Genomic DNA, 11,245 nt, shown 5'->3' with positions numbered 1-11,245 from the left:
AGCCCCACCCCAGCCCTCCCCAAAAGGGGAGGGAGATGGTTTTAAGTGGATAAGTAGACGAGTTTAGGCTTTAGTTTCTAAGTTTTTGAGTTGATAAGTTCTTTAGTTGTAGGACGGGAAAGGTTCTTTTCTTTCTCCCTCTTCCTCCTCTTTCAACGTACGCACTGTCCGCTTTCGTACACCAGCAAAACACAACTAGCGTTGATTATCAACGAGTTACAACTTTGGCATGCATCTTGTTCATATCGCAACAGTAAAAATAATATAAACAATATGATATTACTCACAGACATTAGTAAGGTATATAGTGCCGGCGATATAGAGACCGTAGCACTGGAAAACGTCAATATCAAAGTAGAAAAAGGAGAATTTCTCAGTATTATGGGTCCATCCGGATGTGGCAAATCAACCTTGCTCAATATTATGGGACTGCTCGAAACACCCACCACAGGTAGCATCGTCATCGACGGGATAAACACAGTAGGCATGCGAGACAGACAGATGGCCGACTTCCGTAATCGTAAATTGGGCTTCGTTTTCCAATCGTTCCACCTCATCAACTCGCTCGATGTGCTCGACAATGTGTCGATGCCGCTACTCTATAGAGGCGTGAGCGCCAAAGAAAGAAGACACCGTGCCGAAGAGGTGTTGGCCAAAGTGGAACTTACCCATCGCATGCACCATCTGCCATCACAACTCTCCGGTGGACAATGTCAGCGTGTTGCTATCGCAAGAGCCATCATCGGAGCACCCGAAATCATCCTCGCCGACGAACCAACCGGTAATCTCGACTCGAAGATGGGGGCAGATATCATGGAGCTACTCCATCGACTGAATCGCGAAGACGGCACTACCATCGTCATGGTAACACACAATGAGCAGCAGGCACGCGACACTTCGCGCACCATTCGCTTCTTCGACGGCCGGCAGGTTATATAATTTGGAAGTTCATGGATAGAGAAATTACCATACAACAGAAACGGCGTCGGCTGTTGATGAGGCTTGCCAAAGTGAGTGGAGCATCCATTCTACTCATCATTGCACTGCTGATAGTTCGCGCAAAGATAACTCCCGGCGTGGCCGAAAGTACGCTGAGACTCGCTACAGTAGACCGCGGAGACGTGGTAGCAAGCGTTACGGCTGGTGGCAAAGTGGTGCCGATGTTCGAAGAAATTATCAATTCGCCCATCTCATCGCGTATCTTAGAGGTCTACAAACGAGCCGGAGACCAAGTAGAAGTAGGCACTCCGCTGTTACTACTCGACCTACATGCGGCCGAAGCCGAGTATCAACGGGCACAAGACGAAGCACAAATGAGACAGGCACGGCTTAGTCAATTGCGTGTAAATCAACAAACCTCACTCTCCAATATGGAAATGGAGATACGCGTGGCTCGTATGAAAATGAATCGACTACAAGCAGAGTTGCGTGCCGAACAACATCTAGACAGCATCGGTTCAAGTACGCGTGACAACGTGGAACGCAAACGAATGGAATACAATGTAGCCCGACTACAACTGCAACAACAGGAACATCAACTGGCTAATACACGCCGAATACAACAAGCAGAAATGCGTGCTCAGCTGCTCGATGTGGCCATGCAAGGCAAGACTATGGCCGAAAACAAGCGCACATTGGAAGATGCTCAGATTCGTTCTCCGCGTAAGGCGACACTCACTTACATCCAAACGCAAGTGGGAGCACAGGTAGGGCAGGGGCAGCAAGTAGCCGTCATAGCCGACATGAACCACTTTAAAATCAACGCCGAGATAGCTGCCGACTACGCCGAACAGTTGATGATAGGTGGTAAAACCTATATCAAGATAGCTTCAAGTATATGTACCGGCACCATTAGCAGTATAACGCCACAGGCACAGAACGGCGTCGTACAGTTCACGATAGAACTCAACAACCAACCGAAAAAGATGAAACTACGTCCCGGATTGGTAGCCGATGTATTCGTAGTTACCTCCACTCGTCCGGCCACACTGCGCCTTCCCAACGGTAATTTCTATCGAGGCGCAGGCGACTATATATTATACGTAAAGGAAAGCAAGAACAGGCTCGTAGCCCGACAGGTAAAGTTGGGCGTTGGAAACTTTGACTTTGTCGAAGTAAAAAGCGGACTCCAAAAGGGCGAGACCGTCGTGACGAGCGATATGGGTCAGTATAAAAACAACGTATTAAAAATCAAAAGACAATGAATATATACCTTCGTCAGGCCCGAACAATGATAGGGCAACATAAGCTATTCTCTACTATTTACATCGTGGGAACGGCTCTTTCGGTGATGTTAACCATGTCGGTCATCATCTTAACCTATATCAAAGTGGCGCCTCTTTACCCTTACAACCAACGCAATATGATGTTGGAGATGACCTCACTACGTATAGAATTACCGGGCAAAGCAGAGTTTGCCGACCGTAATGTTCAGATGGGGAGACTCAGTTACAGCCTTGCCGAACGATTAAAAACGCTGAAAGGAGTGAGCTATATAGGTACCAAGACCAAGCCGAACAAAGGGCAACTCAGTCTTCCCAACAATCTACAAGCCACCACGGCAACCTATGTCTACACCGATGCAGGCTTTTGGGACGTGTTCAAATTCAAGTTCTTGAGTGGTAAAGCCTATGGAGAAGCCGACATACTCAGGGCATCAAGCGACATTGTTATCAGTGAATCACTGGCTAAACGCATGTTTGGAGCGAGCGAAATTGCCGGCCGACAGATACTCTTCAATGGCATGTTGCGCCGCGTAGCAGGCGTAGTAGCCGACGTATCGGCCTTTGTTAGCGAACCGTATGCTGAAGTTTGGCTGCCAGCTTCGCCACAGATGCTCCAAAACAAAGCCACGAAAGCAAGCGAAAAACTATTTGGTACATGGGATGTCTACCTACTGACGAGCGATAAAAAGCAAGCCCAACAATCCATTGCCGACTTCTTCAAACGCTTGAATACCTCTCAAAAAGAATTTCAAGTCGACTTAAGAATGTTGGCAGAATCGGCCAATTTTGAGATGACGGGAGACGAATTCAACTATGCAACATTGATTCTTTTGGGAATATTAGTAGTCGGACTACTTGTCATTCCGTCGCTTAACCTGAGCAGTCTCATCTCCAGTCGTATGGAAAAACGCCTTCCCGAAATGGGCATACGAAAGGCTTTCGGTGCGCGAAGGTCCACATTGCTGTGGCAAGTGATGGTAGAGAACGTGCTACTCACAGCTATCGGGTCGCTCATCGGCCTCTTGTTGGCCTATGTACTTGTGGTTTCCAATGCCTCGGCCTTACGGTCGATGCTCACCCAAACAGGCGACGATCCCATCATCACTATTGAAATGCTGTTCAATTCATGGATTATATTGTTCACTATCTTGGTATGCTTGACAGTCAACATATTGGCAGCCGTGGTCCCCGGATGCCTCTCTTTGCGTCGCAATATTGTAGATTCGTTGAACCTTAAAAAGTAAAACCGTATGCTAAGAATTATCTTTAAAACCCTTTGGAATCAACGTAGTAAAAACAGTTGGCTGTTTATTGAACTGGCACTTGTGGCTTTCTTCCTTTTCTTTATTGTTTATTTTGGCTTATTCCAATGGCCAGCGTTTCAATCGGACAAGGGCTATGACAGTCGCCATCTATATACCGTGGAGTTAAATAGGTACACCAATCAAGATGAAGGATGGAAAGAAACATGCGCTAATGACAGTGTATATGAGCAGGAGCTACGCCACGCTTTACAGCTCATTCAAAAGCATCAAGACGTGGAAGAATGCGTAATTGGCACGGGAGAATCGACTCCTTACGGAAATAATTTAACTGTAAGTCAATTCTTGGTACAAGGCGATACTGCTAGAAAAATACCTGCACGATTCTTCCATATCGTCCCTATGGCAGGTGGAGATCAACTCCATCTCTATCGGTTTCGCGATGCCTATACGGGTCGCCCCATCCATCTGTTAAAGCCGGGAGAGCATGGTATCACTTCGCCGCACACGGTCTATATTTCCAAATACATTGCTGAAACCTACTTCTCCGGACGCAATGCCATCGGCAAGAAGATACTATACAGCGATGATGCACATACAGCTTATACCATTGCTGGGGTATTCGACGACGTCAGCATGCAGACTATGCAAGTGAACGACGGTAACCTGCTGGTGTTCCGGAATCTCAACTTCGATATGAAAGACCAATGGGACAAGACTAATATTGCGTTGCGACTGCGTGAGGATACCGATGTGGAGACATTCAAACAATGGTTTCAAACCACCGTTGTCCCCAAATTACGCACCGGAAATATCTATTCCGTATCGCTCAAAAACGATATCGAACGACAGAAAGACCAGTTAGAAGTATACGGTTTGATGAGTGCTGTACGCATAGCCGGCATCTTTATGCTTTTCCTTTTGGCTTGTATATTCCTTGGAATATTAGGAACTTTCTGGTTAAGAACAGCCGACCGACGCGACGAAATAGGCGTACAAAAGGCGATGGGAGCCGACACTCGCAGCATCATGAAGCAATACTTACTGGAGTCTACCATGCTCACAACACTCGCATTCTGTCTTGCTTGGGTGGCAGCAATAAGCATCTTACAACCCATGGGAATGTTCCATATCAGTCCAAGACAAGAATCTTTGGCAGAATACTACTCGTATTTGATGTATCACCCCATCCGGTTGCTTTGTATAACAACGCTCATCACCTACGTCATCTTAGTACTTATCAGTACTTTAGCCACCTTGATTCCTGTGAGAAAAGCCGCGCGTGAATTACCATCAGAAGCCCTTCGAGAACTATGAGACGATTGTTTTTACTGCTCTTGACAACCATTTGCCAGTACGTTGCGGCCGCCGATACGCTGCAACTATCGCTCCCCGACGCCATCGCCATGGCTCGTCGGCAGAGCTTGGATGCTGCTGTGGCTCGCAATTCGTTGCTTGCTGCCTATTGGGAGTATCGTGCTTACCGAGCCGATATGCTTCCGGAGTTGTCATTGGTGGGCACTCTTCCGCAGTTCAACCAAAGCTATAGCGCCTATCAACAGGCCGACGGAACATATAAGTATGTGCGCAATGAGACCACATCGCTAGCGAGTGCACTCAACATTAAGCAGAATATATGGCTCACGGGCGGCCGGTTATCGCTCACATCATCGCTCGATTACATCCACGACACCAACAATCGGAACTTCATGTCGGTACCTTTGAGTCTCACATTGGAGCAACCTCTCTTCGGCGTAAACCATCATAAGTGGCACCGACGCATTGAACCGGTGAAGTATAACGAGGCAAAAGCCGCTTTCATCTCGGCCACCGAAGAGGTCACCATGAAGACTATCCAATATTTCTTTGACCTACTTTTGGCCAACGAAAACGTGAATATAGCCCGTCAAAACAAGGAAAATGCACAGCGACTATACGATATTGCCCGCGAAAGAAGGCGTATGGGGCACGTCAGCGAGAGCGATGTCATGCAACTAAAACTATCCTTGCTCAAAGCCGAAGCGACATTGGCGCGAGCCGAAAGCAGCAAGAACAGTAGCCTGTTCAGGCTGCGTGCCTTCCTCGATATGCCCGATTCGGCCGATTTACAAGTAGTATCACCACCCCAACAAGTACTTACCGGCACACCCCAACTTGCTTATGTCGACGTCTTAGACAAGGCTTTAACTCGTAATTCATTCGTTCAAAGTATCCGAAGAAGCCAATTGGAAGCCGACTATGCGGTGGCGCAAGCACGCGGAAACCTACGAGATATATCGCTCAACGTGACGATGGGATGGAGCGGAATAGCCAACGACCGATTGCAAAATGCCTATCGCGACCTGCGCGATAATGCCATCGTGCGAGTAGGTGTGGCCATTCCGCTGTTGGATTGGGGGAAGCGTCGCGGTACATTACGCATGGCCGAAAGCAACCGAAAGGTCACCGAGAGCCGACTACGTCAGCAACAACAAGCCTTCAACCAGAACATATTCCTACTTGTAGAAAACTTCAACAACCAGCGACGACAGCTCTCTATCGCCGTCGAAGCCGACAGTATAGCCCGTCGGCGTTACCAAACGAGTATCGAAACATTTGTCATGGGCAAGATTAACACGCTTGATTTGAACGATGCACAAATCCGAAAAGACGAGGCACGACAACAATATATCAACGAGACTTACCTCTTTTGGCACTACTATTATCAACTTCGTAGCCTCACATTATGGGATTTCTCGACAAACAATAGCATTGATGCTGATTTTGAAGCAATAATTTGTGAGAAGCCATGAAAATATATAGCTTTGTGTTATGATACTGATAATTGACGACGACATCACCATACGTTCATCGCTTAATTTCATGCTGAAGCGAGCAGGAATGACGCCATTGGCCGTCAGCAACGCCACGGAAGCCATGGATATGATACGGAGTCAAGGGGCAAGACTGCAACTGATACTCATGGATATGAACTTCTCGCTCTCCACATCGGGCGACGAAGGCTTGACATTATTACGCCAAGTGAAGTTGTTTTTGCCTCATATCCCGATCATACTCATGACAGCTTGGGGCAGTATAGACCTTGCTGTGAAAGGTATGAGGGCCGGAGCGTTCGACTTTATCACCAAGCCTTGGAACAATGCCAGTCTATTACAGCGCATTGAGACGGCTCTACAAATGAACGACATACCACAAACGGAGGCACCAAACGACTTTCCTGAAATCATCGGAAAGAGTCGGGCGCTCAGAGAATGTCTTGATATGGTGGCGCGAGTGGCCAAAACTCAGGCATCCGTATTGATTACCGGAGAGAGCGGAACAGGTAAGGAACTCATTGCAGAAGCCATCCATCGCAATAGCAGTAGAACCAAGAAGCCCTTTGTCAAAGTCAATCTAGGCGGCATATCACAATCGCTTTTCGAGAGCGAAATGTTCGGTCACCGCAAGGGAGCGTTCACCGATGCACAGTCAGATCGCATCGGTCGATTCGAAATGGCAGACAAAGGAACCATCTTCCTCGACGAGATAGGCGACTTGGACATGGCTTCACAGGTGAAGCTATTGCGTGTATTGCAAGACCAAACTTTCGAACCATTGGGCGACAGTAGGCCTCGTAAGGTTGATATACGTGTAGTGTCGGCCACCAATGCCGACTTGCCAAGCCGCATCAACGAGCGTAGATTCCGCGAAGATTTGTTCTATCGTATCAACTTAATCACCATCCATCTACCCTCACTCAGCGAACGTCGCGAAGACATACCATTACTCGTGAACCATTTTGCAGCCCAAGTTCGTTCGGTAGACATTGCCCCAGAAGCAATGGATATGCTGTCTGAGCAAAATTATTCGGGTAACATCAGAGAACTGAAGAATCTTGTGGAGCGCACCATTATCATCAGTGACAAAGACTATCTCACCGCCAATGATTTCCAACTGGGGCTGAAACATGGCGACAGGATATTCTCTTCAGAATCCAACGGTACGCTGGCCGATGCCGAGCGTGCCCGTATCGAACAGGCTATGCAGCTATTTGGTGGTAACATTACGCGTGTGGCAGCCCACTTAGGCATCACTCGGCAAGCCTTATACCGCCGACTAGAAAAATACAACAAGGCATGATTTACGCAGCAACAGCTCTTCTCACGGCTCTCATCTTGGCAGGTCTTTATCATCGTTACGTCGTCAAACCACGACGAATCATTGAGAGTGGCATGGATTTACTGTCGGCTCAAGACTTCAATTCGCGTCTTCGACACGTGGGACAAAAGGATGCCGACCGCATCATAGACATCTTCAACCGCATGATGGAGCAGTTGAAAGAGAACCGATTGCGCGTCCGTGAGCAGAATCATTTCCTTGATTTGCTCATCGAGGCGTCTCCCATGGGCGTGGTACAGATGGACTTCGAGGGCCACACCACGTCGCTAAATCCTGCTGCCCGGCACTTCCTTGCCAACCAAGAACTAGTCCAACGCATCGCCACCTTGCAAGAAGGAGAGACCGTTACACTCCATTTGAGCGACAGTCATATCTACCGTTTAGCACGACTTTCGTTTATCGACCATGGTTTTCAGCATCCTTTCGTACTTATAGAATCGATGACCGATGAGGTGAGAAAGGCCGAGAACAAGGCTTATAAACAAGTTGTCCGTATGATAGCCCACGAGGTAAACAACACCGTGGCAGGCATTACGTCGAGTCTTGAGAGTATTTCAGAGGAATTAAAAGCCGATACCGACATCGCGGAATTGATGCGCGTGTGTATCGACCGTAGCTATGCCATGAGTCGATTCATCACACGTTTTGCCGATGTGGTGAAGATTCCAGAACCCACTTTACAGTCTATGGATGTATGCGAGCATCTAGATACTTGTCTCAGGTCGATGGAAACACTCTGCCAAGATATCACCATCCGTCGACAATATGAGCCGCTCATCCTCCAAGCCGACCCTATCTTGATGGAACAGTTGTTTGTAAACATCATCAAAAATGCGATAGAAAGCATAGATGGCAAGGGTACAATAACTCTTACAACCACTTCACACAGCATTGAAATCAGCGATGATGGCGACCCTATCACTGCTGAAACAGAGTCGCATCTCTTCACCCCGTTCTATTCATCGAAGCCCAACGGACAAGGCATCGGCCTTATCTTCGTACGCGAAGTGCTCACCCGTCATGGCTTCAGTTTTTCCTTGAAGACCGAAAGCAACGGCCTCACGGTCTTCAAGATTTGTTTTTAAACGAACCTAAAACTTGATTTAGAGTTTTGAAACTTTCACCCAGTCTATCCACATCTCACCGGGTAAATCGGCATCATCAATGTCACCGGGCCACGTTTCCTCACCCTTGAACTTGCCACCGAGTGAGAAATTCAAGATAATATCGAAGTCGTAATCGGCAAACGGATACTGTATATTCCCTTTCTCATCGGTAGTTTGTCGATTCTCATAGCGCCATGTCTCACATCCATCGAGATAGAATATGAGTGCTTTCTCGGTTCTCTCGACCGCATACACGTGGTCTTTCGTGATGTCGAGGTTGCGATTAGGCTGTGTATTGGTGGCTCCGGTGCGCCCCAAATGCTCTCGATTGTACGACGTATGCACTGTCTGATAGATTTCTCCGGGTGTGCTTTGTATCCATTCCATGATATCTATCTCGCCACTTTGAGGCCAGTTTTTACCCTTAATTGGCATCTGCCAAATGGCCGGGAAACCTCCCTTGACCTGATGAGTGAACCGCGCCTTCACTTCAACGCGTGTATTACATGGGAACCCTTTGATGGTTCTGATGCCTCCATTGCGGTAAATTCCGTCGCGTTTATCGGCTTTCAACTTCAGATAACCGCCCTCCACACGCACGTTTTCATAGTTCTGTGCATGCTCGAAGTAGCGCCCCCATACCGTATCTGAGTATTTACAGAGCATCCATACAGCCGGGTCGGGTCGCTTGGATACACCGTCGAAATTCTCCACAAATAATGTTTTATCACCCTTTTGTCCTTTCTCTTCAGGAACAATAGCGGCTTTAGTGCACGCTTGTAAGCTCATGGAACCTAGTAATAGAATTGAGGTTAGTGTCAATGTTTGGATAGATTGAATCATGGTTTTCATTGTTTTTGATTGATATAGATTGTGTTTACAAAAATAACATAAGTCTATCGGAATGCCAAACAAATCGGTAGTATTTAGTTGTGTGGCTCAAATTGTTTTGTAACTTTGCAACATACATCGATAGAGACTATTATAAATCATTTGTATTATGAAGAAAAATTTGAAGACATCTACCCTCTGCGTGCAAGCAGGATGGGAGCCCAAAAACGGTGAGCCACGCGTGTTGCCCATCGTACAGAGTACCACTTTCAAGTACGACAACACTGAAGAAATGGCTCAACTCTTCGATTTGAAGAAAGAGGGATATTTCTATAGCCGCCTACAAAACCCCACTAACGATGCCGTAGCCAAGAAGATTGCCACACTTGAGGGTGGTATCGGTGCTGTACTTACATCGAGCGGACAGGCGGCCAACTTCTTCGCCATCTTCAATATATGTGAGGCCGGCGATCACGTAGTGGCTTCCAACGAAATCTACGGTGGCACCTACAACCTCTTTGGAGTAACGCTGAAGAAACTCGGTATCGAATGTACGTTCGTCAATCAAGACGCTACCGAAGAGGAATTGAGTGCAGCTTTCCGCCCCAACACCAAACTCATGTTCGGTGAAACCATCTCTAATCCCGGCTGTAATGTGCTGGATATAGAGAAATTTGCACGTGTTGCGCATGCTCATGGCGTTCCTCTCGTAGTGGATAATACCTTTGCTACGCCCGTCAACTGCCGTCCGTTTGAATGGGGATGCGACATCGTCACCCACTCTACGACAAAGTATATGGACGGCCATGCCACCCAAGTGGGCGGTGTAGTAGTCGATAGTGGCAACTTCGATTGGGATGCCCATGCCGATAAATTCCCCGGACTGTGTACACCCGACGAGTCATATCACGGACTCACCTATACCAAAGCGTTCGGTAAGATGGGCTATATCACCAAACTAGTAGCACAGTTGATGCGCGACCTTGGGTCTATCCCCGGTCCTCAGAACTCGTTCTTGCTCAACCTAGGACTTGAAACGCTCCATCTACGTATGCCTCAACACTGTCGCAATGCGCAGCGTATAGCCGAATTCTTGTCTGCCGACAACCGTGTGGCATGGGTACATTACGCCGGATTACCCACCGACCCGAACCATGCCAAAGCCCAGAAATACCTGCCTAATGGTTCTTGTGGTGTTATGGCATTCGGTCTGAAAGGCGACCGTGAGACTGCTATTAAGTTCATGGACTCACTACAACTCATCGCCATCGTGACCCATGTGGCCGACGCCCGCACCTGTGTGCTCCACCCGGCTAGTCATACCCACCGTCAACTTTCCGACGAACAGCTGCGCGAGGCAGGCATCGCTCACGACCTCATCCGCCTCTCTGTGGGTATAGAAGATGCCGACGACTTGCTCGATGACATCAAGCAAGCGCTCGATAAGATTTAAGAATGAGTATATACAAGGGTGTGTCTGTTTGGGCACACCTTTTTTTATTAAGGACAGAAGCACCACCTCAACCCTCCCCATAGAGGGGAGGGAGAAAGAAAAGAACCTTTCCCGTCCCACAATTAAAGGACTTATCAACTCAAAGACTTACAAACTAAAACCAAAACTCGTCTACTTATCCACTTAAAACCATCTCCCTCCCCTTTTGGG

General features: G+C 47.7%; 9 protein-coding genes. 8 read left to right on the top strand and 1 reads right to left on the bottom strand.

The features are described from left to right. The first annotated feature begins 273 nt into the window (after positions 1-273). The 7 genes from HMPREF0671_RS02690 to HMPREF0671_RS02660 are packed head-to-tail and all read left to right on the top strand — an operon-like array spanning position 274 to position 8,730. Positions 274-939, top strand: a complete 666-nt coding sequence (locus HMPREF0671_RS02690; RefSeq protein WP_036896584.1) for an ABC transporter ATP-binding protein — start codon at positions 274-276, stop codon at positions 937-939. An 11-nt stretch (positions 940-950) separates the two neighbouring features. Further along, positions 951-2,204: an efflux RND transporter periplasmic adaptor subunit gene (locus tag HMPREF0671_RS02685; RefSeq protein WP_036896583.1), complete on the top strand. Its 1,254-nt coding sequence runs from the start codon at positions 951-953 to the stop codon at positions 2,202-2,204. Beyond that, positions 2,201-3,469 (top strand): ABC transporter permease, encoded by a 1,269-nt coding sequence (locus tag HMPREF0671_RS02680; protein WP_082721688.1) that lies wholly within the window; start codon positions 2,201-2,203, stop codon positions 3,467-3,469. Before HMPREF0671_RS02685 ends, HMPREF0671_RS02680 begins: the two co-directional genes overlap by 4 nt. Positions 3,470-3,475: 6 nt before the next feature. Continuing rightward, positions 3,476-4,804 carry an ABC transporter permease gene (locus HMPREF0671_RS02675; protein WP_036896581.1) on the top strand — a complete coding sequence of 443 codons (1,329 nt, stop codon included), beginning with the start codon at positions 3,476-3,478 and terminating at the stop codon, positions 4,802-4,804. Next, positions 4,801-6,279 (top strand): TolC family protein, encoded by a 1,479-nt coding sequence (locus HMPREF0671_RS02670; RefSeq protein ID WP_036896580.1) that lies wholly within the window; start codon positions 4,801-4,803, stop codon positions 6,277-6,279. Before HMPREF0671_RS02675 ends, HMPREF0671_RS02670 begins: the two co-directional genes overlap by 4 nt. Before the next feature lie 19 nt (positions 6,280-6,298). Next, positions 6,299-7,606 (top strand): sigma-54 dependent transcriptional regulator, encoded by a 1,308-nt coding sequence (locus HMPREF0671_RS02665; RefSeq protein WP_036896579.1) that lies wholly within the window; start codon positions 6,299-6,301, stop codon positions 7,604-7,606. Beyond that, a complete protein-coding gene (locus HMPREF0671_RS02660; RefSeq protein WP_036896578.1) occupies positions 7,603-8,730 on the top strand; it encodes a PAS domain-containing sensor histidine kinase in 1,128 nt (375 codons plus the stop codon). The genes HMPREF0671_RS02665 and HMPREF0671_RS02660 overlap by 4 nt, the downstream gene beginning before the upstream one ends. Positions 8,731-8,748: 18 nt before the next feature. Here HMPREF0671_RS02660 and HMPREF0671_RS02655 read toward each other — a convergent pair whose 3' ends face one another. Next, positions 8,749-9,603, bottom strand: coding sequence for a glycoside hydrolase family 16 protein (locus HMPREF0671_RS02655; RefSeq protein WP_052052776.1), 855 nt, complete (start codon positions 9,601-9,603; stop codon positions 8,749-8,751). A gap of 148 nt (positions 9,604-9,751) precedes the next feature. On the opposite strand from HMPREF0671_RS02655, the gene HMPREF0671_RS02650 reads away from it, so the two are divergent. Next, complete coding sequence (locus HMPREF0671_RS02650) at positions 9,752-11,035, top strand: O-acetylhomoserine aminocarboxypropyltransferase/cysteine synthase family protein (protein WP_036896577.1); 1,284 nt, start codon at positions 9,752-9,754, stop codon at positions 11,033-11,035. Positions 11,036-11,245: the final 210 nt, after the last annotated feature.

Origin of the sequence: Prevotella sp. S7 MS 2, from assembly GCF_000762865.1 — a bacterium.
Taxonomy (GTDB): Bacteria; Bacteroidota; Bacteroidia; order Bacteroidales; family Bacteroidaceae; genus Prevotella.
The sequence above is the reverse complement of the archived record's forward strand: the minus strand, read 5'-3'. Positions and strand labels throughout refer to the sequence as shown.

Coding starts and splice junctions, on each gene's coding strand:
- HMPREF0671_RS02665 (WP_036896579.1), top strand. CDS start 6,299: ATGATACTGATAATTGACGACGACATCACCATACGTTCATCGCTTAAT.
- HMPREF0671_RS02650 (WP_036896577.1), top strand. CDS start 9,752: ATGAAGAAAAATTTGAAGACATCTACCCTCTGCGTGCAAGCAGGATGG.
- HMPREF0671_RS02655 (WP_052052776.1), bottom strand. CDS start 9,603: ATGAAAACCATGATTCAATCTATCCAAACATTGACACTAACCTCAATT.
- HMPREF0671_RS02675 (WP_036896581.1), top strand. CDS start 3,476: ATGCTAAGAATTATCTTTAAAACCCTTTGGAATCAACGTAGTAAAAAC.
- HMPREF0671_RS02660 (WP_036896578.1), top strand. CDS start 7,603: ATGATTTACGCAGCAACAGCTCTTCTCACGGCTCTCATCTTGGCAGGT.
- HMPREF0671_RS02685 (WP_036896583.1), top strand. CDS start 951: ATGGATAGAGAAATTACCATACAACAGAAACGGCGTCGGCTGTTGATG.
- HMPREF0671_RS02680 (WP_082721688.1), top strand. CDS start 2,201: ATGAATATATACCTTCGTCAGGCCCGAACAATGATAGGGCAACATAAG.
- HMPREF0671_RS02670 (WP_036896580.1), top strand. CDS start 4,801: ATGAGACGATTGTTTTTACTGCTCTTGACAACCATTTGCCAGTACGTT.
- HMPREF0671_RS02690 (WP_036896584.1), top strand. CDS start 274: ATGATATTACTCACAGACATTAGTAAGGTATATAGTGCCGGCGATATA.